Origin of the sequence: Bacteroides sp. 43_46 (assembly GCF_001915455.1) — a bacterium.
Classification (GTDB): Bacteria; Bacteroidota; Bacteroidia; order Bacteroidales; family Bacteroidaceae; genus Bacteroides; species Bacteroides caccae.
In genome coordinates, this window is the sequence record NZ_MNQN01000124.1 from 24,398 (window position 1) to 51,052 (window position 26,655).

Below are 26,655 nucleotides of genomic sequence, written 5' to 3' on the forward strand. Positions count from 1 at the left end.
AATGAAGCAACTAGTACCCGCCCTCTTTGGCGTAGGCGCCGTAATGGCCCTCACAGGAGCAGCCGTATTCATTACAGGCTGGATTTATGCACCCTACATATATACTATTGGAGCCGGATTCATTGCACTGGCACAAGTAAACACCCCGGTAAAAGGGAAAAGCAAGACACTGAAACGTCTCCGTGTTCAGCAGATATTCGGAGCACTCGCTCTTATACTGACTGGTGCTTTCATGTTTACCACACGAGGCAATGAATGGATTGCCTGCCTCACTATTGCTGCCATACTCGAACTCTACACCGCCTTCCGTATTCCACAGGAAGAAGAAAAGGAAAGGGCATAAAAAAACCTGTCCAAAACTTCACAGCCTAGAACAGGAACATTATAATTTACATATTTCTAATATAAACAATGAAATCTCTTTTATAAGAGAAAAGCTAAAAAAAGTTACTTATTAGCAGCAGGTGAATATCTTGCATTCAACCCGTCTACGATTTCTTTTGTGATATTGAACGCGCTATCAGCATAAAGCAGATTATCAAAACCTGTATTACTGAAAATCAAGCTATATCCATGTGTCTTATTATATTCTTTCAAGAAAGCATTGATAGAATCACGGAACAGCAAACTGTTCTTATTGTTTTCTTCCATTAAACCGTTTTGGAGTTTGTTACTCAACTCTTGCAAGTCTTGTTCCATCTTAGCCAAACGATTGTATTCTTGTTGAGCTCTATCCTGTGACAGGAAAGCACCGTTTTCATACTTCTTCTGGAAGTCTTGTTTTTCCTTATTCAAAGCAGTAGCTTTCTGATTCAGTGTCATACGAACGTTTTCGCTCTTCTTCACCATTGCCTCATTCAAGTCAATACAGAAGTTATATTTAGCTAATAGCGAATCTATTTCAACATAGGCGATTTTCATTCCTGACAGTTCGGCATTCACCTGAGCCGGAGTTGTTGAAGTTTGATTGTCAGTTTTGCCGGCACATTGTGAAAATAAAACAATAAACGCAAGAGCAGCCAAACCGTTCATGAGGTAGTTCATTCTATTCATAATTTAATAAGTGTATTGTTTTTAATAATTTAATTCATACTATCGTTCAAGGCTTTTTCCAACTCATCAATAGAAAAACGTGGCTTCTTCTGTGCTTCGCGATCTTGAGACTGTGCACACCCAATCCCTTTCTTACGCAGCGCTTTATTCCCACTCACATGACCGTTCGGGAACTTCCCTCCCTTCGTAAAGAATACTTTCACCCCTAATAATACCAGGGAAATAGCAACTATTAACAAAGTTATCAGTATAGTCTCAACCATTTCTATTAATTTTGTGAGTGCAAAGATAGGCTTTAATGAGATATGAGTTCAGATAAGCCAATCAAATTAACCATATTTAGCAATAGAAGAAGCCAAAACCACTCTTCTATTCCTATTATAAAATAGAAACAGCATGGAAAAAAAAGATTTGAAGCCGGCCGGCGTATTCAAGTATTTCGAAGAAATCTGCCAGGTGCCCCGCCCTTCGAAGAAGGAAGAAAAAATGATTGCCTACCTGAAGGCATTCGGAGCAAAACATAACCTGGAAACCAAAGTGGACGAAGCCGGTAACGTACTTATCAAGAAACCCGCTACTCCGGGAAAAGAAAACCTGCAAACTGTCGTACTGCAATCGCATATCGACATGGTGTGTGAAAAGAACAACGACGTTCAACACGACTTCCTCACCGACCCCATTGAAACAGAAATTGACGGTGAATGGTTGAAAGCGAAAGGTACCACCCTTGGAGCCGACAACGGTATCGGCGTAGCCACCGAACTGGCTATTCTGGCCGACGACAGCATTGAACACGGTCCGCTGGAATGCCTGTTTACCGTAGACGAGGAAACCGGACTCACCGGAGCTTTCGCCCTGAAAGAAGGTTTCATGAGTGGTGACATCCTGCTTAATCTCGACTCGGAAGATGAAGGAGAGATCTTTATCGGATGCGCCGGAGGTATCGATTCCGTTGCAGAGTTTACTTATAAAGAGGTTGAAGTTCCCGCCGGATATTTCTTCTTCAAAGTAGAAGTGAAAGGATTGAAAGGAGGGCACTCCGGTGGTGACATCCACCTCGGACGAGGCAATGCCAACAAAATACTGAACCGCTTCCTCACCCGCATGGCTACCAGACATGACCTGTACCTCTGCAAAATCAACGGCGGTAACCTGCGCAACGCCATTCCTCGCGAAGCATACGCAATCTGCGCGGTTCCCGAAGACGCCAAACATGACGTCCGCACCGAACTGAATATCTTCACCAGCGAAGTAGAAAACGAGTTATCCGTTACCGAACCGGACTTGCGACTAGTCCTTGAATCGGAAACTCCCCGTAAAACAGCTATCGATCAGGATACCACCGCCCGTCTGCTGAAAGCTCTGTATGCAGCCCCTCACGGTGTTTATGCCATGAGTCAGGACATCCCCGGACTGGTAGAAACGTCTACTAATCTGGCTTCTGTCAAGATGAAACCGAACAATGTCATCCGTATCGAAACCAGCCAACGCAGTTCTATCCTGTCCGCACGCGACGACATGGCAAATACTGTCCGCTCCGCTTTCCAACTGGCAGGAGCCAATGTTACCTTCGGTGAAGGTTATCCGGGCTGGAAACCGAACCCACATTCAGCTATCCTAGAAGTGGCTGCCGAATCATACAAACGTCTATTCGGCGTAGATGCCAAAATAAAGGCGATTCATGCCGGACTGGAATGCGGTCTGTTCCTCGACAAGTATCCGACGCTCGATATGATTTCTTTCGGCCCGACCTTGACAGGAGTTCACTCTCCTGACGAACGGATGCTTATCCCTACCGTAGAGAAATTCTGGAAACATCTGTTGGATATTCTGGCACATGTACCTGCCAAAAAGTAACGGACAGATAAGCCACTATAAAAAAGGAGATTGTGGTCGTAGCAGAAAAAGAGCAGCTATGGCCATAATCTTTTTTGTTATGGGCTTCTGCACCCTCTCCTTTGCACAACAAATCCGTTTCAGAGTTGTAAGTTGGAATGTAGAAAACCTATTCGACATACATCATGATTCGTTGAAAAACGACCGTGAGTTTCTTCCCGATGCCCTCCGTCATTGGAATTACACCAGATACAAGAAAAAGCTGACTGATATGGCGCGTGTCATTACTGCCGTCGGCGAATGGGAACCTCCGGCATTAGTCGGGTTATGTGAGGTAGAAAATGATACGGTACTTCGCGACCTCACCCGCCGTTCTCCTTTAAAGGAATTGAATTACCGCTATGTCATGACCGACTCTCCCGATTTAAGAGGCATTGACGTAGCATTGCTCTATCAACGGGATTTATTCAAGCTCTTGTCTTTCCGCTCTGTCTCTATTCCGCCCCTGAAACAGTTTCGCCCCACGAGAGATTTGTTGCACGTCAGTGGTTTGCTACTGACCGGAGACACACTGGACGTATTTGTCTGCCACTTGCCAAGTCGTTCCGGCGGAGCAAAAGAATCCGAACCGTACCGCCTTCATGCAGCCCGAATACTGTACACAGAGGCTGACAGTATTCTCAACATACGGCTTCATCCACAAATTATCATTATGGGAGATTTCAATGACTATCCGACCAATAAATCTATTCAGAAAATACTGGAAGCAGAATCCCCTCCGCCAACTGCTCCTTCTCCTTTAAAGCTTTACCATTTACTTGCCCGAAAAGCCCAATCCAAAAATTTCGGTTCATACAAATATCGGGGAGAATGGGGATTACTCGATCACCTAATTGTATCCGGTTCTCTACTTAACCCAGCAAACAGTTTTTCCACAAGCGAAAACAAAGCAACCGTTTCCAACCTCCCTTTTCTATTGACCGAAGATAAGAAATATGGCGATAAGGAACCTTTCCGCACCTATAAAGGAATGAAATATCAGGGGGGTATTAGCGATCATCTGCCAATCTATGTCGATTTTAATCTGATACTTTATTAATTAAGACCATAAACCTCATCCCAGCATACCTCAGACAAGGGATTATTCTCACCACAGCGAGAAAAAATTCTCATCGTAATGAGAAAAAATTCTCACCATGATGAGATTTTTTTCTCATCATGGTGAGAATACTTTGAGAATATAATCATTCAATCCGAATACTGATAAACCTTCAAATCGAACTTAGGAACCATTGCCAGTAAATGGTCGAAGATATCTGACTGGATACGTTCATATTCTTTCCAGACCTTATTACGGGAAAAGAAATATACCTGAATAGGCACACCATACATCGTGGCTTCCTTCTGGCTGATAATTAAGTCCAAATCCTGATTCACCACAGGCAAACTACACAAATACCGTTCAATATACACACGGTAAACCTGCGAATTGGTAGGCACGACTCCTGCCTCGGGTTGATAATCTGCCATTAAAGGTATTTCTTTTCGATAACGGTCGAGCATTTCCGGCGTACAGAATTGGAGGGTAGTCAAGTCCAGGGTTATATTCTTCATCACCCTTCGTCCTCCCGATTGCACCATTCCCCGCCAGTTCTGAAAGGGGCTGCTGACCAGAGTATAAGGCGGAACGGTAGAGATCGTATTATCGAAGTTCTGAATTTTGACTGTATTCAACGTAATCTCCTGCACCGTACCATTAGCTGCGCCGGAAGGAAGCGTAATCCAGTCTCCGGGACGAACCATATCATTGGCAGACAGCTGAATGCCTGCTACAAAACCCAATATGGAATCCTTGAACACCAACATCAGAATAGCTGCCGAAGCACCTAATCCGGCAAACAAGCTGGCCGGAGACTTATTCACGATAATAGCAATAATTACAATTCCTCCGACAAAGAACAAAAGTACCTGCAACACCTGAATGAATCCCTTCATCGGGCGGTTCTTCATCGACTCCTTTCCATCGTAGATGTCCATTATCATCAGCAAAATCCCATTAACTGCCAACAACAAAGAAAAGATGATGTAAACGGCACAAGCTTTCTGGGAAATAAGCAATAAATCCTTGCCACGAACAAAAGCCATTGGCAGCAAAGCATAAACCAGAAAAGCCGGAATCGTATGAATCAGATTATGAAACACCTTACGCTTCATCAACAACGTGTTCCAAAGATGTGGTTTCCGACGGGTGTATTGCTTCATTCCTCCTATAAGAATCGCCTGACACAGATAATTCAGACCGATAGCAATCGCTATCATCAGCAAAGCAATAATAGTTTCATCAAAACGATCAGCTACCTTCGGGTCTATTCCCCAATCTATCAGGATTTTGTTCATCCACTTTCCTAAATCTACTACTAGCATAACTTCTGTCTTTTTTAATTAATAACAGTAAAAGGTTCATTTGGTTTAATAAAAAAAAGACTGGCGTCTGATTCACGAGAAATCAAGACCGCCAGTCCTCACTGCTACTCTCTAAGCATATCTTTTAATGATGACAACTCCGTCAGGGGGTTATCTTCACTCCTATTTCATTCATTTCCACTTTTGCGGTTGTTGCGGTAGGCGTAGTAGCCTCCAACTTAATATAGCGTGCCTGCACTTTCTGACCGAAAGCAACGGTCTGCGGCAACGGGTTATGCATAATATTACTGAACTCACCGTTGGTAGGAACTTCCTTCCAGTTCTTGCCGTCCGCACTCACAAAGAATTTATAACGGAAAGCCATTGTAGGTTTCGCTTCCGCTTTCAATGGAGCATAGGTAAAACTGGTCAATGTCACCGACTTGCCCAAGTCTATCGTCAACGGCGAAGCAGCGACCTGTTTCCAACCGGTACGGGGCAGGTTGTTCCAATCTTCACCCTGAACGGTTGCCTGTAAAGGAGGCGCATAATAAGCAGCCACTTGATTAATGTGAGCAGTCAGACGACATTCATCAATCTTCACCCGCAGCCTGCCGGCTTTTACCGCCGGAAAACGCAGCATACGCTTATATCCGATTGTCGTGCCTTTACCAACTTCTTTCCAACCGTTATCCGTCAGAGCCTCAACGGTAAAAGCCTCTACCCTCTGCCCTTTCGTTATATCTTCCTGAAGCATTACAACATTGATTTCCGACTTCGGCTTCAAGGAATAAACAGCTTCACTACCCGAAGTGGCATTCCAGTAGTTTCTTCCTTTTTTCACCCGGTTGTCAGCAAATATCTGTTGGCGGTAAGCAGCAAATTCTTTCAGACGATTCACATCCGCCTCACTTATCAAGCCTTTACGATCGGGAGGAATATTCAACAAGAGCACGGAATTATAGCCTACCGACCGGAAATAGATATCCGACAGATGTTTCAAAGACTTTACTTTGCTATCTTCCGCCTCATGATAGAACCACCCCGGACGGATAGACACATCCACTTCCGACGGATACCAGAACAGTTCCGTGGCCTTCTCCAACATCTTACGGCTTCCTAAGTCAGCCGCTTTACTAAAGACACCCAGGCGCTTGTTGTTTTCCGCCGAACGGGCATAAATTCCCGGAGTGAGCACAGTGGCATTCCATTCTGTTTCACGTCCCAGTCCTTTCTCATTTCCTACCCAACGCACATCATCGCCCATAATTGCCATAACAGCTTTGGGTTGCAGGCGTTGAATCGTTTTATAGAAAGCGTCCCAGTCATATACTTGTTTCTTTCCGTTCGGTCCTTCTCCATTCGCACCGTCGAACCAGACTTCGTGCACTTCACCGTAATTGGTCAGCAGTTCCGTCAACTGGCGGATAAAAAACTCATTATATCGGGGAGAATCTCCATAACATTCCGCGTTTCTGTCCCACGGAGAGAGATAGACTCCGAACTTCATTCCATATTTATCACAGGCTTTCCGGAGTTCTTTCACAACGTCTCCTTGTCCGTTCTTCCAAGGAGAAGAGGCTACGGAATGTTTGGTGGTGGCCGTAGGCCAAAGGCAGAATCCATCGTGGTGTTTCGCTGTCAGAAGCACCATTTTAAATCCGGCATCTTTAAGGCTGCGCACCCATTGTTCGGCATCCAGTTCCGAAGGGTTGAAAAGTGCAGGATCTTCTTTTCCGTCTCCCCATTCGCGTCCGGTAAAAGTGTTGATACCGAAATGGAGAAAAGCGGTCAGTTCCATTTGTTGCCAGGATAACTGTTGGGGAGTAGGTATCAGGCGCGCCGCCATATCTACTTTCTGTTCAAGAGTCGCGTTCGGGGGAAATTCAACGTGCTTCACATAATATTCTTCTGCCTTTTGTGCCTGAACACTCAATGTTATGACAGAGGATAATAATACTGCGGTCAGTAGTTTGTTCATGATATAAAATTTAATTAATACTGATAGCGCAAAGATAACATAAAGGTGTGAATTTCACTACTTTCATAGAACATTTCTGACAATATTCAGAAAAGCCAGTAAAATCCACACCTATTATATATAATCTAATAACCTATTGGTTCAACACTTATTTTACCGGATAAAGGGTAAATTCAAAGTGCTGTTTCTTCAACGGAACCAAATATTGCGGCAATACACCAGGACCACAAGTAGCTGTTCCTACACCAGCCTGCTCTGCATCCAAGTGCACGGTCAACATTCCATCACGTTTCAGGTCATTGATATGACGAGCTTTCTCTAATAACACATCCGAGAAAGGAATGATACTAAACTGGAAAGCACGGTTTGACTCGACAAAGATACCTGCACCGGAGTGATCCGTAAACTTCGCCCATCGTACATCAGTACGATTACCCGTGGATTGCGGAGTGACATAATAGTGGAACATACGTTCGGGGGTTGTCTGATACAGTCCGATTCTACCGGATTGGTTACGGTCGGCATACGTTTCATTGTCACCACGTCCCAAATAGGAAACTTGGTCATACATATCAGCCACGCGGAACGTTACCCCCAGGCGAGCTATTGATTTCACAAGTGCTGTATCCGGTTCGAAAGTAGTGCTCACTTTCAATGCGCCATTCTTATCCAGTGCATAGATGAAGTCAGCCGTACCAACTTTCTGTCCTTTCGCGTTGAGTATTTCAACACGGGCAGTCGTTGAGGATTTGCCTTCTCTCAGTGATAGGACTTTCTGGGTAATATTATCCAGTCCTGCTTTACGCCACAGACGTGCTCCGTTTCTATCACGGTTATCATTATCCGTAGCCGGACGGAAAAGACTTAATGTCAATGGAGTAGATAACAGCTCTTTGCCGTTCAGGCTCAACGAAGTCAGAGCTCCTGTTTTTTTATCAACGGTAAATGTTGTTTCACCTGCTTTTTGCGGACGATGAGCCGTAGAATTCTTATTGCCGGAAAGTACAAACTGGTCATAAGCCACTTCCCAGTCTTTATCTATCATCGGGGAATCCTCTTTGCGGGTCCAGCTAACGTTCAGATAAGCCTCACGGTCCTTTTTCGAAAGAATCACATTACCCAACTGTATATCTATGGTAGCGTGCGGTTCACAATCCAGCACTTTAGTCCCTTCTGCCAGTTTCTCTCCACTATCGGTTGTTACATTCCAATGGAATATATATTCATTCAGATTAGAGAAATCGTACCAGTTCTTGATACGAAGTTTCATGTTCTTCCGGTCAAGTAAAGTGGTCTTTATATTCTGATACACTTTCTTCACTTCGAGCAGATGCGGATGTGGTTCACGGTCGGCACCGACCAAGCCGTTACAACAGAAATTACCGAAACTGGGAATTCCTTGCGGACCATAATCACCGCCGTAAGTCCAGTACCATTTCCCGCTCTTGTCTATTTCGCGGAAAGATTGGTCTACCCAGTCCCATACGTTACCGCCTTGTGCCATAGGCTCGCTTTCGAAGACATCCCAATATTCCTTCAGGCCGCCGCAACTGTTACCCATTGCATGCAGGTATTCACAAAGGATGAAAGGACGGTAAATGTCTTTCTTCGCTACATACGCTTTTATTTCGTCTACGCCACGGTACATACGGCAGTAAATATCCGTATTATAATTCAGTTCGGCACGTTCATACTGCACGGGGCGGGTCTTTTCTACAGATTTCAGCCAATCATAAGTACGTTCGAAGTTAATGCCGTTGCCAGCTTCATTTCCTAACGACCAGATAACTATGGCCGGATGATTCTTGGAACGTTCGTACATCCGGTGTGTACGGTCCATGTGGGCTGTCAGCCAAGTACTGTCTTTGGCAAGAGAGGCGGGACCGTAGCCCATACCGTGAGATTCAATATTGGCTTCATCAATCATATACAATCCGTAACGGTCACAAAGCTGATACCAGTAAGGATGGGTAGGATAATGTGAGTTCCGAACAAGGTTGATGTTATGTTGTTTCATCAGTTTGATATCCAGTTCCATTAGTTCCTTACTTACCGTACGTCCGAGTTGCGAATGTTCGTGGCGGTTGGTTCCCTTTACCAATACCGGAACGCCGTTGATACAGAAACGTCCATCCTTGATTTCCGAGGTACGGAAACCAACTTCACATCCGGTCAGTTCAGTGACTTTACCTTGGTCGTCTTTCAGTTCGAGCACGAGTGTATAAAGGTGGGGATGTTCCGCATCCCAGGCTTTCACATTCGGAATCTTCTTTTCATCAAATGCTATGAAATTACTTAATCCGCGGGATTTAATTTGAATAGCGTCCTGCAAGACAGCTTTACCCGAATCATCTTTCAATGTATACGCAATAGAACCGGTAGTAGAAGAAGGTCCTTCCACAGTTACTTCCAGTCCGAAGATACCGTCTTTGTATCTATCCTTATCCAAAGAAGCATTCAATTTATAGTCGGCAATGTACTGTTTGGGAGTACTGTACAAGTAAACATCACGTTCGATACCACTCAAACGCCACATATCCTGGCATTCGAGATAAGCACCCGCACTCCAACGGTATACCTCCAAAGCCACTACATTCTCTCCATCGTTCAAGACATCCGTGATATCCCATTCGGCATTCGTTTTCGAGCCTTGGTTATATCCGAGCAGTTTCCCGTTCACCCATACGTAATAGAAAGAGATAACACCTTCACAGCAAAGTACTACCCGACGTCCTTTCCAGTCGGCAGGCACTTTAAATGTGCGGCGGTATGAGCCGACTTCATTTTCTGCATAAGGGACCAACGGCGGATTCTTCTTAAAGTTGAACATTTTGTCGTCAAACTCATACGTTTCGTTGACGTAGATAGCTGTACCATACCCTTGACGTTCCCAATTGCCGGGAACATTGATGTCCGCCCAACCTCCGGTATAATAAGAAGGCTGATAAAAGTCCTTCGGACGGTTATCGGGATTCTTCACCCAATGGAATTTCCATTTTCCGTTCAGGGTCATATAAAAAGGAGACTGTTCGTATCCGCCCGGTTTTTCAATATCGGAAGCATTGGCGTAAGGCCATACATAGGTATGAGGAGCGAGTTTATTCAGTCCTACCGCATACTGGCTCTGCCATTCGGGCAACGGTTGTTCCTGCGCCGAAGCGAAGGTAGCAGTCAGTCCTGCCAATAAGATTAAAAAGGTTCGTTTCTTTAAGCTAATGTTCATAATTATTATTTTTAACGACTAGACTCTTATTCTATCATTACTTCATCAAAATAGATTCTTGCTTCCTGATCGGGACGGACATGATCTTTAGGGCATATCCCTGCTCCTTTCGCCGTCACACGTACATAACGGGCAGATACGCCACCCATATCCAGCGAGTAATCATTTCTAAAAGTTCCTTCCTTATAAATTTCTTCCAAAGAAAAGTTCAACTCCCCTATGGCACAGTATGTCCGGTTATCATCGGAAACTTCCACACGAATCATTTTCGGTTTATGCACTCCCATTCCATAATTCGTAATGCAACCAATGGCAAATTTATTCAATTTTTCCTTACCAAGCAAATCTATGGTGAAAGAAATTGAATCATTCCGGCTCCAGTTACACCATTCGAAATCAGTATATTTCAGGCTTCCCCGCAATCCGTTGACTAATAACATTTCATTTTTCTTATTACCAAGCAATGGTTTTGCCGTGGCTTTGTTCCATGTAAGCTGCAAGTCCAGGATTTCTCCCATTTGCTTGCCGTCCATAAAGGTGGCGGCTTTCACCATTTGCGTTTTTGTCACACGGATAGGTCCGTCATAACGATGTGAGGACATCGCCGGATTACTGCCATTCAGCGTATAGCGAATTTCCACATCCGGACGGAGACATTCCAAATTCACCTCCAGATGTCCGTTTACCGGCGTCACTGTTTGCTGGATATTATACATCGAACGGGCATAAACAATCCCTTTTTCTGCCAAATGTGCATTATATATATCCATCCGTTTCAAGAAACCGGACCAATCTTTTGTGCCCGTGGGCGTCCATGCTACTTCTGCCAGAGCAGCCAGACGAGGAAACAAGAGATAATCCACGTCTTCCGGCTTATTACAAAATTCTGTCCACATACAAGCTTGTATGCCCATTAATAAAGATTCATATTCCGGTTTCCAATCCTTCTGCACAGGCTCGTAGTCAAAAACATCTTTCAGTGTATTGTTTCCGAAATATGTTACCGGTTCAAACCATTGAGGTCCCTGATAACGGATCAGATACATGATGCGTGCCGGAGTCATAATAAATCGATGTCCCTTTTCGGCAGCTTTCAGGGCAGCCGTTCCCATTCCCTGCCAACCAAGTATAATAGACTCTTCGGGAAGAAAAGAACTGTTTGTCAACTCGTCCCAACCAATCACTTCACGTCCTTTTTTACGCAGATAATCACTGATACGCTTCATAAAGTAGCCCTGTAAATCTTCTTCATTAGTCAAATGCTGCTTTTTCATCCGCTTCTGACAAAGCGGGCATTTTTCCCAGTTCGTCTTTCGTGCCTCATCTCCCCCAACATGAATATAGCGGGAAGGGAAAAGTGTCAGAATTTCATCGAAAATATCTTGCAGAAAGGTAAATACACTATCGTTTCCCGCACAATAAATAATCTCTGAGTTCCGTCCTCCCAATCCGGGAAGTACACCGATAAAGTCTTTCACGACCGGACAGGCAAGTTGAGGATATGCAGCAAGCGCCGCATTACTATGTGCCGGTACATCTATCTCGGGAATAACTTCAATCTGCCTGTCAGCGGCATAAGCCACTATTTCCCTGATATCTTCCTGTGTGTAGAAACCGCCTATCGGCGTTGGTTCTCCCCGTTTCGGGTTACGGCGTGAGTGGAAAGGCACATCCGTACGGTCTACCCTCCATGCACCGACTTCCGTTAAACGAGGATATTTCTTGATTTCAATCCGCCAACCGTTATCATCTGTCAGATGAAAATGAAGTTTATTGATTTTCAGCATCGCCATACAGTCGATAATCCGCAGTACATTTTCTTTAGGAATAAAACAACGTACCGGATCCAACAGTAATCCCCGGAAACCAAAACGAGGTTCATCCTGAATTGTCACTGCCGGAACACTCCACACGACATTCTTTACCGGTTGTCCCGATTCTATGGCAGCAGGCAGAAGTTGGCGGATAGATTGTAATGCATAAAAGAAGCCCTTTGTATCCGAAGCTTTAATAAGTATCTGTTCCGGCGTAACCTTTAACAGATATGCTTCAGTTTTTAAAGAAGAATCTGTCACGAAAATGACTTGCCCCTCCTTGCTCCCGACATTTAACATGGGGGTTATCCCAGCAGCATGGACAAACAAATCGATAAAGTTGTGAGCAATTGTGGCCTGTTCCTGATTTTCTACTGCAAATGTAGTTTTTGCAGAAAAGATAAAGCTACCACTACCCGGCGTAATTTGTGCCGGGCGTGGAACTATTGAATTAAAAGGGGATGTTAAGTTATCAGCCTGCAAAAACACCGGCAATGGCGAAAGCAGAATGAGAATGATTAAGATATATTTTTTCATGATGTATGTACATTGGATTTATTCCTTGTCACGTTCCGGGGAGAAACGGACAGGATCATTGTATTGCTCCTGAAGTTTCAGCATTTCTTCTTTCAACTCCTTCACCACCGATTCGTATTCTGGTTGTCCGTAGAGATTGTGCATTTCCGACGGATCTGCTTGCAGGTCATATAGTTCCCACCAGTTGATATCATTATAGAAATGAATCAGTTTATAGCGGTCTGTGCGTACACCGTAATGACGTTTCACCATGTGTTCAGCAGGATATTCATAGAAATGATAGTAAAGAGCTTTCCGCCAGTCTTTCGGATGTTCACCTTTCAACAAAGGCACAAGAGATACACCTTGAATATCGGAAGGTATCTCTGCTCCCGCCAGTTCGAGGAAAGTAGGTGCATAGTCAATGTTTTGAACCATTTCGGTGATGTCACCTCTGCGGTCGAATCCTTTCGGCAGACGCATGACAAGCGGTGTACGCATAGATTCTTCGTACATGAAACGTTTGTCAAACCAACCGTGTTCGCCCATATAGAATCCCTGATCGGAAGTGTAGACTACAAGTGTGTTATCCAGTAAACCTTTCTCTTTCAAGTAATCGAGTACGCGACCAACATTGTCATCCAGTGATTTTACAGTCTTCATGTAATCACGCATATAACGCTGGAATTTCCAATTGGCAAGTTCCTTACCCTGAAGATTCTGTTTATAGAAATCATCTATAATCGGAGTGTAAAACCTGTCCCATGCGGCACGTTGCGCTTCATCCATACGACCGATATATTTCTCATACAAGGATTTCAAACGGGATTTTTTATCAGGACGGAGCATTTTGAGGTCATAAATCATGTCCATATCCTTTACAATGCTCATTTCTTGTGCAGCGGCAGCGGGACGACCTTCGTAATCGTCAAAGAAGTTATCCGGTAACGGGAAGGTTTTATCTTCATACAAAGCCAAATTACAAGTATCTGCCAGCCAGTTACGGTGAATTGCCTTGTGATGTATCAAAAGACAGAAAGGCTTCTCCGGGTTGCGTTTATTCTCTATCCAGTCGATAGCATCATCAGTAATAAGGTTCGTAAGATATCCATGTTTTTGAATAGTGTCATTATTTTGCGTAATGAAATCCGGATTGTAGTAGTCACCTTGTCCAGGGACTATCTGCCAGTAATCAAAGCCGGAGGGCAGGCTTTCAAGATGCCATTTACCCACCAATGCTGTCTGATAGCCGATTCTCTGCAACAGCTTCGGGAAAGTCTGTTGCGAACTGTCAAATACGCAAGTGGTATTATCATAGAATTTATTGGCGCAACTATGCTTTCCTGTTATCATACAGGCGCGACTGGGACCACTTAAAGAATTGGCAACAAAGCTTTGGGTAAAACGTACACCGTCGGCAGCAATGCGGTCAAGATTCGGTGTTTCCATGTAGCGTGTGTCGTAACAGCTCATCATTTGTGCCGTGTGATCGTCTGTCATTATATAGACGATATTCAGTGGTTTCTGCTCCGCAGGCTTTTGTTTGATTGAACAAGAAACAAGGGAAGTTACGGCGGTAACGCCAGTCAAAGAGTAAAATAGTCCGGATTGTAGATTTTTCATATATAATAAATTAAGTAAACGAAGAATTCATCATCGGCAAAAATAAGTTTTTTGATTAATAATCGACTTCCATTTATCGCCATTTTATTTCCATAAATGTTCAAAAGGACTGATTATAACCCTAAATTCCGGATGCCAGGACAAATATCCCCGCATCCGGAAATTTATCAGGTCATTTAAGGGGTTTAAGCTTCTACTTAATTCGTATAGCCAAAATTATTGTCTGAAGTAGTAAGGGCCGGATTGGCGTCAATCTCGCTACTAGGAATTGGCAATAACAAATTCTTTTTCAAAAATTCATCCGTCAATCCTCTTGTACCATTATAAATACGATCTAACCAAGCATTAGAACTAGCAGGATACAATGCGTCAGATGCTATCGTTATTTCATGATTATTATGTAACTCCAAAGCCATCTTAAAATACTTTGTCCCACGAATACGAGGCATTTCATACATTCCGGGCTCACCGCAAAGTTCTATGATACGCTCAAAAAACAATTTCTGTCTTACTTCTTCCTGATTCAAGGATGTCGGCCAGTCAGCCGGCTGAGCAGAAACTTTCATACCCGAATTACGTGCACGATTTAGAACTTCTTTTGCTAATGATATGGCTTTAGGAGTGTCCCCCAATTCATTGTACACATCTGCCATCAACAATAACATTTCAGCATAACGGTAAACCATTAAGTTTTTATGGCTCGCTGTACCTACCTGATTCTGATCATATAACTTCTGAAAACATGGCCAAGCATTTTGAGATCCGGTTTTTACAAAAACTTCTTTTAAACATTTGGTGATAGCTACATTTTCCAATGTAACGCCATGCGTTGAAGCATAATTTTCAATAGTCTCAATAGTAGGGTTCTTGGGATCAATGAATGCTTTATAAGGCAACTTTCCTACATATTTCTTTTTTTCTTTGGTAGCAACACCATTCTTCATCACATACTCGTCAATATCACCATTTACATATGCAAAATAAGGATACAAGTAAGTAGAGTCATTAGGTGAAAGTACATCTCCCACAGTCGGCTTTGGATTAGCCTGGTTGTTACCGCTACGGTTTCTCCAGCGAGTCAAAAATGTCTCATTAATTCGAGGATCTCCCGGATAAGTACCTTCATGTAAATCATAAGCAGCTTTAGACGCTTTATAAGTTCCCCAAGAAATTCCCGTAGTAGCCTGCGGAGGAGCAAAACGATTACTTGCACGATTAAAGCAAACGGTAGAAGAAGTTGTAAAATTCAACTGAAAAATAGCCTCCTTTGATCCGGTCACATAATCACCAAACAAATCTCCGAATTTAGGTTCAAGATCGAAAATATGAGCTTCATAAACATCGTCAAACATATTCTTGGCATTCGTCCAATTTGCAGTTTCGTCAATACCCAGACACGCCATTTTATAATAAACCTTACCTAAAAAAGCTTTTGCAGCCCATGAATTCGCACGTCCGTCTACAATCTTACTATCAATAGCCATAGCATCTTTCATATCCTGAACTACCAAAGCCAGAACCTCAGCTTGAGGAGAACGAGGTACAGAAATACCATCCGATGAAGAGGCAGCCGTTTTTAATGGCACATCACCAAACAAAGAAACCAAATTATAATAAGCTAATCCTCTCAAGAATTTAGCCTCCCCTCCCATTTGTACCTTATCTGTATCGCTCAAACTGCTTTTGTCCAGACTTTCCAGAAAAGCATTTACTTCAGTCACCACTTTATACATCCCATTCCAGGCTATAGGAATCAAGTCATCACTAGGTACAGCCTCCAATGAAATTGCCGTAGAAGCAGTACGCTGTCCGAAAGCAAATCCGGAAGCTATGATAGGCAGTTCCTGCCACATTTGTCCATACGCCCCTGTTGTCGTCATATATCCATAACATCCCAGCAGAGCCAATTCGGCATTACTCCTTGATGAAAAAACAACTGCATTATTCTGAGAATAGACCGGATCTTCATCCAACCAAGAGGTACAGGCTGAGAAACAGCCAACTGACGCCAATAATAAAATATAATATTTAATTCTTTTCATGTCTTCGTGATTTTAGAAATTAGAATGTTAAATTTAAGCCAAAAACAAATGAACGAGGAGTCGGATATGAGTTCATATCAACACCCGGACGTAAACCGTCAAAAGCAAAACTATTTACTTCAGGATCATAACCACTATAATCTGTTATCACAAACGCATTTTTTACAGAAGCATAAACAGATGTATTCTTTATACCAATCTTATTCGTCCATTTGGCAGGAAGTATATAACTCAGTGTAATATCAGAACAACGCAAATAACTGCCATCTTCCACATAACGATCCATCACCATATTTTGTACGACAAATGTTGATTTCGGATATAAATTACTTGGATTCTCATCCGTCCACATATTTTGGAACGCTTTACGCGTCACATTATTCGATTTAGTTCCCGGAGTGTTATTGTAACGATTACCTACATTTAAAATATCCCTACCCTGTACCCCATTAAAGGATGCAGACAACGACAAGGATTTCCAAGATACTTTAGTCTGAAAACCATAAGTAAAATCAGGATTCGGGTTACCAATAATATCGCGATCATTGTCATCCACTACACCATCTCCATTTCTATCCACATACTTCACGTCACCGGCTACCGGAGTCGTTTTATTCACCGTTTGGTAATATCCCACACTTCCATCTTGTTTAATGTACTTAATTCCATTTTCTGTTATATCTTCCTTTTGGACAATCCCTTGAGTCACATAACCATAAAATAATCCCGGAGCTTCACCTGCCAAGAAAATATGCCCTACACCAAAATGATCCCCTAAACTATTACCATAATACCCAACTCTCTCACCCAAGCATCCAAAATCAGCAGGCAACAAACCTAAATCTGAAATTTCATTCCTATTGACACCTATATTACCACTTACAGACCATTTCCAAGATGAACTGTCAATGACTTGTGCATTCAAAGAAAATTCAACACCTTTATTATTCAATGAACCTTGATTGTAATAAGTAGAACTAAATCCAGCTGATCCCGGCAAATTCCTTGAAATAAGCAAATCTGTTGTTTTCTTCTGATAGATATCCAAGGTACCACTCAAACGGGAATTAAACAAACCAAAGTCCAATCCGACATTCCATGAAGATGTTTTTTCCCATTTCAAACTACTGTTTGACAAGTTGGTCACCACCATTGCAGTCGTTTTATTTCCTGTTCCATCCGCATATGAAATTTCACCAGATCCTTGTCCATACATCGAAAAAGTAGTATAAGGATCAATACTTTGATTTCCGGTTGCACCATAGCTGAAACGCAACTTCAATTGATTCAGCCATGAAACATCTTTCAAAAATTCTTCTTGTTCCATACGCCAAGCTATGGATGCAGAAGGGAAATATCCCCAACGATTATTTTTCGCAAACTTACTGGAACCATCGGCACGCAAAGAAGCTGTAATCAAATATTTATCAAGCAAACTAACATTAACTCGTCCCAAATAAGAAAGTAACTGATAATCTTTTTGTATAGGCTGCGACGTAATTACATCACCTGCCATATGCATTCCATTCTCACGAAACTCAAACATCGTAAAGTTCTTTCCAATCACATTTTTATTTAGAAAATTATAATCATCATAAGTCATACCGACTGTTGCAGCCAATGTACCTACACTACCAAGTTTCGTATTATAGTTCACTATATTTTCTACTGAATAATTACTTTTTGAAAGATTAGAGGTTGCCAGATAACCCTGATTATTCATTCCTTGATACAATTGCATTCCATACCATCGTTTGCGATCATTCGTATTGATATTACCACCTGCACGAAGACTATAAGTGAAAAACTTATTTATTTTCCAATTCAGATTCAAACTAGCTTTAAAAGTTTTGTCATCTGTCAAGTCCACATAATCATTCAGCCAGCTGAACACATTCGTTTTATTTTCATTTGTAAAAGACGGGTCATTCTCCGGCAATTCGAAAGGAGCATAATCAAGAGCAGTACGTGAAATAGCACCAGTAGCACCGCCAAGAGTATTACCACCTGCCATCATATTATTCTGTCGCAAGGATCCGCTTAACGCCATGTTTAAATCTACAGATTTGGAAAGCTGTGCACTCAAATTTGCACGCAAGTCTCCTTGCTTCAAACCGGTCTGCTTCACAGTACCATTAATATCTTTAAAATTAGCGGAAATATAATAAGTTGTCTTACCTGCACCACCATTTACTGATAAAGAGTAGTTCTGAGAAAAAGCAGAAGTATAGATTTCTTTCTGCCAGTTACGATAATTTACTACATTATAAGTTTCAGGATCAGCAGGATCATATTTATCGTAAGCTCCATTAAATACATATCTCACCTCATCTCCAACAATATGGAAAGGCACTTTGCCATCCGTAATTCTTGAATTATGATAAGCAGCATATTCCTCTAAATTCATCATCTCCAACAACCTGCTTGCATTAGCAATAGTAAAAGTAGCCGAAGCGTTCACTTTAGCTTTGCCCTCCTTACCTTTTTTAGTAGTTATCAATATAACACCGTTCGCACCACGAGAACCGTAAATAGCAGTAGAGGATGCGTCTTTCAATATCGTAATATCCTCTATATCGGCAGGGTTCAATGATGACAGCGGATCTTGAGCAATCTGAAAGTCTCCGCTAATACCCGAAGAAGAAAATTCTCCAGTTGAAGCTTGCGGAATATTATCAATGACATAAAGAGGCTGATTATCACCTCGCAACGAACTAGCTCCACGAATCGTAATGGACGAAGCAGCTCCCGGATTGGAAGAAGCCGTGCTCACGACTAGACCGGCAACTTTTCCTTCCAACAGATTATCTATGGAAACGGCTTTTGCAGCTTCATTCGCATCTGGTCTCATCGTCGTCAGTGCTCCTGTCAAATCACCTTTACGAGCTGTTCCATAAGCAACTACCACGACTTCATCCAAACTCTGTGTATCATCTTTCATTTGAATGTTCAGTTTTGTTTGGTTTCCCACAGCAACTTCCTGCTTCACATATCCAATAAAAGTAAATACTAATACAGACTTTGTATTAGGTACGGAAATTGAAAAATCGCCATCAATATTAGTTATTGTTCCTGAGGTAGTACCTTTTACTTGTACATTAACACCAGGCATACCCTCATTAAGAGCATCCACTACCCTACCTGTAATGGTCTTTTGTTGTCCCATCATTTGCCCTGCAAAAGCAAATAACGTAATGAAACACATTAGAAAAACTTTCAATAGGTTCTTCATAGAAGTCATTTTTATAAGTTATTAAATTAAAGATTAAAAAGTTTTTTCTGAATTCCCTTTCGTTGAAATTCATTGCAAATATAAAGACGTAGTTTAAAGTGAAGTGTTTAAAAACAGCTATGTTTTTTCCAAATTTGTCTAAAACCACCCATTTCATCGATTAATAATAATACAATAGATATCTTTGAACATTTTTTGAATCAAAAAAAGAAATAAGAAAATAGTGGTCTGGTCTACTTTTCAGATGAAAGAAGAGGACGGCTTTCTCCTTTTTTACTTTGCTGCTTTATTTCATCAGGAAAAGCCGTATGATTGAACAAATTACGTCCTAAAAGATCTTTTTTTCTTTGCCTCCCATTAATTTCAACCGAGAATGGTTAATATCTATCATGAGACCAGCTCTATCGTATAATTCCAATCCTACAGATAAATCATTAAAAAATATTATGTAACAATTTATCCGTTATCTCATTTACCAAAGTCTGATAATATCTATTTTCCATACAGCAAGATTTGCCTAGTTTACAATATAGTTTGTTCAACCGGGTAAATTTACGCAAATCTTTTGTTTCATGCTAAAAACAGAGCTGTTTGGCCCCGTTAGGCATCACTATGTAGTGTTCCGGTACAAAAGCCTTCGGCCTTAGCCAGTGTTTCAGGCTTACCGATATCAATGAGTCGCAAATCTTCTACCAGATAACCGGAAAACTCCACCTGCCGGCAGGTAGCAAGATAAAAATCCATAATAGAGAATTTGCCTTCCCAACAAGGAACATCCAACAAGCGGAAAATAGCAGGTGAAAGAACATGAATACCACTGAATGCATATTCCTGATAACGTGATTCATCCGGTCGAAAGCCTTCCGGCTTCACTTGTCCCGTGCCTTTATTAATCCAGCCGCAAAGCCTCCTGTCCGTATCAAAAAGCAGATAACGTGAAGTTTTACGCCGACTGGCCAACAAAGTAGCCACACTGCCGTTTTGTAAATGATAGTCGTATAATTCCTTTAGGTCCACATCCGAAAGAATATCGACATTATGCACTAAAAAAGGCTCATCGGAATGTTCAAAGAAAGTACAGGCTTTCCTGACTCCTCCTCCCGTATCAAGCAACTGTTCACGCTCGTCGGAAATATGTATGGTAAGTCCGAAATTATCATTAGCTTTCAGAAAATCGAGTATCTGTTCACCGAAATGGTGAATATTAATCACAATTTCGGTGAAACCGGATGCTTTCAGTTTCAGGATAACATGTTCCAGCATCGGACGTCCGGCTATGGGAACAAGGGCTTTCGGCATAGAGTCGGTCAACGGTTTCAGCCGGCTGCCCAAACCGGCAGCAAATATCATAGCTTTCATTAGTCTTCTATATAGTTGCTTCAAACGTACGTTCTATATTCTGTTCACGATGCACCAATTCTACTTTTACTCCGAATTTCTTATTAAGGTGCTCCGCCAAATGCTGGGCGGAATAAACAGAACGATGTTGCCCTCCGGTGCAGCCAAAACAAACAGATAAATTACTAAATCCCCGTTCCATATATCGTTTCACAGAAGCATCCACCAAGGCATAAACATGATCGAGAAAACGAAGAATCTCTCCGTCTTCTTCGAGGAAGGTAATCACCGGTTCATCCAGTCCGGTAAAAGGTTTGTAACGTTCATATTTTCCGGGATTATTTACAGCGCGGCAATCAAAAACATAGCCGCCCCCATTGCCTGTCGGATCGTCAGGAATCCCTTTCTTATAAGCAAAACTCATGACTTTGACTGTGAGCTGGCGCTTTTTCAGATCGTCCGTAAATTGTTTCAGCCCAGTCAGTTCACGCAGTACTTTACAGAGATACGGATATTCCGGATATTCCTCTTTCAACAGTTCGCGCAGGTTCCCGATAGCATAAGGAACACTCTGGATAAAATGGGGCTTCTTTTCGAAGTAGCCACGAAAGCCATAGGCTCCAAGCACTTGCAAAGTACGGAAAAGTACAAAATGGCGAAGCTGGCTATAAAAATAAGGTTCGTCAATTGGTTGGTATTTGCGGAGTGCTTCAATATATTCTTGCAGCAGTTCCTGACGGAGACTATCAGGATATTTTGCTTTTGCCTGCCATAAGAAAGAAGCAATGTCATAATAGAACGGTCCCTTACGTCCGCCCTGAAAATCAATAAACCATGGTTCGCCGTCTTTAATCATCACATTACGACTTTGGAAGTCACGATACATAAAAGTGGCAGAAGAACTACGAAGCAGAACATCGCTCATCTTCTGGAAATCATCTTCCAGTTTATCCTCTTGAAACTCCATGCCGGTAGCCTTGAGAAAACAGTATTTAAAGTAATTCAGGTCCCAAAGGATAGAACGTTGGTTAAACTCCGGCTGGGGATAGCAACGGGAGAAATCAAATCCGTCCGCCCCGGCAAACTGGATAGCGGGCAGCAGGCGAATCGTCTTTCGAAGCAGTTCTTTTTCATCTTCGGAAAAGACACTCGTGGCACGTCCTTTCTCTATGGCATGAAACAACAAAGTGTCTCCTAAATCTTCTTGCAGATAATAGGTTTTATCTTCCGACACAATGTGAATCTCAGGAATAGGCAAACCGCATCTGCGGAAATGGGCCGCCATATAAAGAAAAGCCTCATTCTCATCGATACAGGTTCCATAAACTCCGATCAATGTTTGCACCCCCGCCAACCGGAAATAACGGCGATTGGAGCCGGAAGAAGGTAATTCTGTTATATTCTCGGCGGGAACTCCCGTATATGCCAGATAAAGTTTTTGTAGTTCTTCGGTAATCATAATCGTATATTTTCGAGCAAAGATAGGGATAAAAACTAAAAAATAAGAGAGCTGATTTAAGTAATATTCATCCGAATACATTATCTTTGTTTCAGTTAAACTGACCTGATTTCATGAGAAAAAACATATTGGTACTACTATGCGTAGCATTTATCATACAGTTTACCGGCCTTCTCCCCCTTCAAGCCGGACATTATTACTATAAACAAATCTCCCTGAAAGACGGACTACCTTCCACCGTGCGCTGTATCCTGACGGATGAACAAGGCTTTGTATGGATTGGAACCCGTTCCGGGCTGGGACGATACGACGGGCATGAACTCAAAAAATATGTTCATCAGGCCGATGATCCTCATTCCATTCCACATAATTTTATCTATCAGATGATAGAAGACGAACAAAACAATATCTGGATTCTGACGGACAAAGGAGTGGCGCGCTATCGACGGCAGAGTGATGACTTCTTCATACCAACGAATGAGTCGGGAAATAACATTATCGTTTATTCAGTTTGCCTGACAAAAGGCGGCGTCTTGTTCGGTTCAAAAAATAAAATCTTTTTCTATAATTATCAGGATGCTTCCTTACGCCTCTTGCAATCATTTGAGCGGGAACCGAATTACAATGTCACCCTGCTGACCCTTTGGGATGAACATACCCTGCTCTGTTGTAGTCGGTGGCAGGGCTTACTACTACTCGACTTAAAAACCGGAAAATATAACCCTCCCCCTTTCGATTGCGGAAAAGAAATCATGAATATATTCATCGATTCACAGAAAAGGATATGGGTGGCACCTTACAACGGAGGCTTGAATTGCCTGACCCGCGACGGAAAACTGCTAGCCACCTATACCACCCGCAATTCTTCTCTGAGCAACAATGTTGTATTAAGCCTCGCCGAACGGGAAGGGCAGATATGGATTGGAACAGACGGAGGAGGCATCAATATCCTTGACCCGGAAACGGGACAATTTTCCCTATTGGAACACATCCCCGGAAGAGATAACTATTCACTTCCTGCCAATTCGATCTTATGTCTTTATAACGACCGGAATAATAATATGTGGGCAGGCAGCATCCGAAACGGATTAATCAGCATCCGGGAAGTTTCTATGAAAACATATAAAGATGTATTGCCCGGCAACGACCGCGGATTAAGCAACTCCACTGTTTTGAGCCTTTTTCAGGAATCCGAAAACCGGATCTGGATAGGTACGGACGGAGGAGGCATAAACAGCTTTAACCCGTTTACGGAGAAATTCGCCCATTACCCTTCGACTTGGGAAGACAAAGTAGCCTCTATCTGTCCGTTTACTCCCGGTAAATTATTAATTTCCCTTTTCTCGCAGGGAGTATTCATTTTCAATCCGGCAACAGGAGAAAAACATCCCTTCACCATTGTAGATAATGAAACGAACACCCGTCTCTGTAACCGGGGAAAAGCCGTGAATTTACTACAAAACACGCCTCACAGCATATTATTCCTGGGAGATCATGTTTATAAATACAATCTGAAAGAACAGACTTTCAATATTGCTACCGAGCAGGAAGGGCAAGATATCATCGGTACCCTTTTACCTATTGGCAATTATCAGGATTATACTTATATAAACGATACAAAACACATCTACGAACTAGATAACCGTACAAACCGGTTGAAAGCATTGTACTCTTGCCGGAAAGATACTGTTATCAACTCCGTTTCACGAGATAAAGAAGGACACTTCTGGATCGGGAGCAATTACGGATTGATACATTATCATCCCGGAACCAAGACAAAGACTCTGATACCGACTTCCCTGTTCGGCGAAATTACTCTACTCGTATGCGACCAGCAGGGAAAAGTATGGATAGGAGCCGACAGTATGCTCTTTGCCTGGTTGATCAAAGAAAAGAAGTTTGTCCTATTCGGAGAGTCGGATGGAGCTATTTTAAACGAATATCTTTCCAAGCCTCAATTATTAAGTATGCAGGGAGATATCTACATGGGCGGTGTAAAAGGCTTGCTTCATATCAACAGCAAGCTCCCGCTGACTACCTCCGAACTTCCACAACTCCAATTGTCAAATGTCATTATCAACGGAGAATCCGTCAACGATAAGTTAAGCGGCAATCCGAAAGGTATCTCTGCTCCTTGGAACAGCAATATTACTATCCGAATCATGTCGAAAGAGGAAGACATTTTCCGCCAAAAAGTATATAAATACCAGATAGAAGGGTTGAATGACCAACAAGTCGAATCCTACAACCCTGAACTGGCTATACGCTCACTGCCACCGGGCAGTTATAAAATCATGGCTTCCTGTACGGCCAAAGACGGTAGTTGGATTCCTAACCAAGAAGTACTGGAGTTAACGATTCTTCCTCCCTGGTATCGTACATGGTGGTTCATCCTCAGTTGCGCAGTTTTCGTTGTCGCCGTTATTATAGAGACTTTCCGAAGAACCTTGAAACGCAAAGAGGAAAAGCTCAAATGGGCTATGAAAGAGCACGAGCAACAAGTGTATGAAGAAAAAGTACGCTTCCTTATCAATATCAGCCACGAGCTTCGTACACCGTTGACACTGATACACGCTCCACTTAGCAGAATATTGAAATCACTCTCCTCCGAAGATCATCAATATCTTCCGCTGAAAGCTATTTACAGACAGTCACAACGTATGAAGAACCTGATTAACATGGTGCTTGATGTGCGTAAAATGGAAGTCGGAGAAAGTAAAATGCAGATACAGCCTCATCCGCTCAATAAATGGATTGAGGACGTATCACAAGACTTTATCAGTGAAGGTGAAGCCAAGAATGTGCGAATCCGTTATGAGCTCGACCCACGGATTGAAACTGTCAGTTTCGATAAGGACAAGTGCGAGACTATTTTAAGCAACCTGCTTATCAACGCGCTCAAACATAGTCCTGAAAATACAGAAATTACAATTACCTCCGAATTACTTTCAGAAGAAAGCAGAATACGTATTTCCATAATCGACCAGGGAAACGGATTGCAGCAAGTAGACACCCGGAAACTCTTTACCCGTTTCTATCAAGGAACAGGAGAACAAAGCGGAACGGGAATCGGATTATCTTATTCCAAGATTCTGGTTGAGCTGCATGGTGGTTCTATCGGTGCCCGCAACAATCAGGAAGCAGGTGCAACTTTCTTCTTTGAACTGCCACTGAAGCAAAAGACCGAAGAAATTATCTGCCAGCCTAAGGCATATCTGAACGAACTGATAGGCGACAATGACAATGAACAGATTCCTGATGAGGACAATTTCGACACGACCCCTTACAGTATTCTGGTAGTGGACGACAATTCCGACCTGACGGACTTCCTGAAAAAATCATTAGGAGAATATTTCAAGCGGATCGTAATTGCTGCAGACGGTGTAGAAGCCCTTCAACTTATCAAGAGCCATACTCCGGATATCATCGTCAGTGATGTAATGATGCCGCGAATGAACGGATATGAATTGTGTAAAAACATCAAAGAGGATATTACTATCAGCCACATCCCTATCATCCTGCTGACGGCAAGAGATGATAAACAAAGCCAGCTGAGCGGTTACAAAAACGGAGCGGACGCCTATCTCACCAAGCCTTTTGAAATAGAAATGTTAATGGAACTCATCCGCAACCGGTTGAAAAACCGCGAACATACCAAGAAAAGGTATCTGAATGCCGGCTTGATTCCTGCCCCGGAAGAGAGCACGTTCAGTCAGGCGGACGAAACATTCTTACTCAAAATGAATAAGATTATCCAGGAAAATCTGGATAACAGTAATCTGGATGTCGCTCTGGTCTGCAAAGAAATCGGCATGAGCCGAGCTTCGCTCTATAACAAGCTAAAAGCTCTTACCGATATGGGGGCCAATGATTATATTAACAAATTCAGAATGGAGAAAGCGATCACATTAATGACTGGCACGGAGCTGTCATTTACGGAAATCGCCGAGAAAGTCGGGTTTACTACTTCCCGCTATTTCAGTACGGCTTTCAAACAATATACAGGCGAAACGCCGACACAGTATAAGGAAAAGCGGAAACAGGAAAAGAAAAACGAATAGCCATCCGACAACTAAAAAATAAAAAACGGTGAACACTGTGCAGCAACGAACTGCCTGATGTTCACCGTTTGTTC

At 42.5% G+C, this 26,655-nt stretch carries 15 protein-coding genes; 4 read left to right on the plus strand and 11 right to left on the minus strand.

Translation table 11 applies throughout. The annotated features are described in order from the left end of the window. Position 1: 1 nt before the first annotated feature. Positions 2 to 343 carry a hypothetical protein gene (locus BHV72_RS14295; protein WP_005678491.1) on the plus strand — a complete coding sequence of 114 codons (342 nt, stop codon included), beginning with the start codon at positions 2 to 4 and terminating at the stop codon, positions 341 to 343. A gap of 104 nt (positions 344 to 447) precedes the next feature. Here the strand turns inward: BHV72_RS14295 and BHV72_RS14300 are convergent, their stop codons facing one another. Both BHV72_RS14300 and BHV72_RS14305 read right to left on the minus strand, forming a co-directional pair. Further along, positions 448 to 1,053, minus strand: coding sequence for an OmpH family outer membrane protein (locus BHV72_RS14300; RefSeq protein ID WP_005678490.1), 606 nt, complete (start codon positions 1,051 to 1,053; stop codon positions 448 to 450). Between the two features lie 29 nt (positions 1,054 to 1,082). Beyond that, positions 1,083 to 1,316 carry a hypothetical protein gene (locus BHV72_RS14305; protein WP_005678489.1) on the minus strand — a complete coding sequence of 78 codons (234 nt, stop codon included), beginning with the start codon at positions 1,314 to 1,316 and terminating at the stop codon, positions 1,083 to 1,085. Between the two features lie 133 nt (positions 1,317 to 1,449). On the opposite strand from BHV72_RS14305, the gene BHV72_RS14310 reads away from it, so the two are divergent. Continuing rightward, the gene (locus BHV72_RS14310) at positions 1,450 to 2,910 is read left to right on the plus strand and encodes an aminoacyl-histidine dipeptidase (RefSeq protein ID WP_122295693.1); all 1,461 of its coding nucleotides are present in this window, start codon (positions 1,450 to 1,452) and stop codon (positions 2,908 to 2,910) included. Between the two features lie 58 nt (positions 2,911 to 2,968). Then, positions 2,969 to 3,988 (plus strand): endonuclease/exonuclease/phosphatase family protein, encoded by a 1,020-nt coding sequence (locus BHV72_RS14315; RefSeq protein WP_369894381.1) that lies wholly within the window; start codon positions 2,969 to 2,971, stop codon positions 3,986 to 3,988. Positions 3,989 to 4,137: 149 nt separating this feature from the next. Here BHV72_RS14315 and BHV72_RS14320 read toward each other — a convergent pair whose 3' ends face one another. The 9 genes from BHV72_RS14320 to BHV72_RS14360 all read right to left on the minus strand — a co-directional run bounded on the left by BHV72_RS14320 (position 4,138) and on the right by BHV72_RS14360 (position 22,520). Then, on the minus strand, positions 4,138 to 5,313 hold the full coding sequence (locus BHV72_RS14320; RefSeq protein WP_005678485.1) for a mechanosensitive ion channel family protein: 1,176 nt from the start codon (positions 5,311 to 5,313) through the stop codon (positions 4,138 to 4,140). Positions 5,314 to 5,455: 142 nt separating this feature from the next. Then, positions 5,456 to 7,273: an alpha-L-fucosidase gene (locus BHV72_RS14325; RefSeq protein ID WP_005678484.1), complete on the minus strand. Its 1,818-nt coding sequence runs from the start codon at positions 7,271 to 7,273 to the stop codon at positions 5,456 to 5,458. Between the two features lie 148 nt (positions 7,274 to 7,421). Continuing rightward, positions 7,422 to 10,496 (minus strand): glycoside hydrolase family 2 TIM barrel-domain containing protein, encoded by a 3,075-nt coding sequence (locus BHV72_RS14330; RefSeq protein WP_192912713.1) that lies wholly within the window; start codon positions 10,494 to 10,496, stop codon positions 7,422 to 7,424. Between the two features lie 26 nt (positions 10,497 to 10,522). Next, positions 10,523 to 12,847, minus strand: coding sequence for a glycoside hydrolase family 20 protein (locus BHV72_RS14335; RefSeq protein ID WP_149921898.1), 2,325 nt, complete (start codon positions 12,845 to 12,847; stop codon positions 10,523 to 10,525). 18 nt (positions 12,848 to 12,865) lie between these two features. Then, on the minus strand, positions 12,866 to 14,449 hold the full coding sequence (locus BHV72_RS14340; protein ID WP_149921899.1) for a sulfatase family protein: 1,584 nt from the start codon (positions 14,447 to 14,449) through the stop codon (positions 12,866 to 12,868). Positions 14,450 to 14,646: 197 nt separating this feature from the next. Continuing rightward, complete coding sequence (locus BHV72_RS14345; protein WP_005678480.1) at positions 14,647 to 16,491, minus strand: RagB/SusD family nutrient uptake outer membrane protein; 1,845 nt, start codon at positions 16,489 to 16,491, stop codon at positions 14,647 to 14,649. Between the two features lie 19 nt (positions 16,492 to 16,510). Next, positions 16,511 to 19,723 (minus strand): SusC/RagA family TonB-linked outer membrane protein, encoded by a 3,213-nt coding sequence (locus BHV72_RS14350; protein WP_286856252.1) that lies wholly within the window; start codon positions 19,721 to 19,723, stop codon positions 16,511 to 16,513. Positions 19,724 to 20,323: 600 nt separating this feature from the next. Then, positions 20,324 to 21,082, minus strand: coding sequence for a nucleotidyltransferase family protein (locus BHV72_RS14355; protein ID WP_286856254.1), 759 nt, complete (start codon positions 21,080 to 21,082; stop codon positions 20,324 to 20,326). Positions 21,083 to 21,089: 7 nt separating this feature from the next. Continuing rightward, entirely contained in the window at positions 21,090 to 22,520 is a 1,431-nt protein-coding gene (locus tag BHV72_RS14360) for a RapZ C-terminal domain-containing protein (protein ID WP_032838177.1), read from the minus strand. 113 nt (positions 22,521 to 22,633) lie between these two features. Here BHV72_RS14360 and BHV72_RS14365 point away from each other — a divergent pair, with 113 nt between their 5' ends. Continuing rightward, the gene (locus BHV72_RS14365; protein WP_286856256.1) at positions 22,634 to 26,581 is read left to right on the plus strand and encodes a hybrid sensor histidine kinase/response regulator transcription factor; all 3,948 of its coding nucleotides are present in this window, start codon (positions 22,634 to 22,636) and stop codon (positions 26,579 to 26,581) included. Positions 26,582 to 26,655 lie beyond the last annotated feature (74 nt).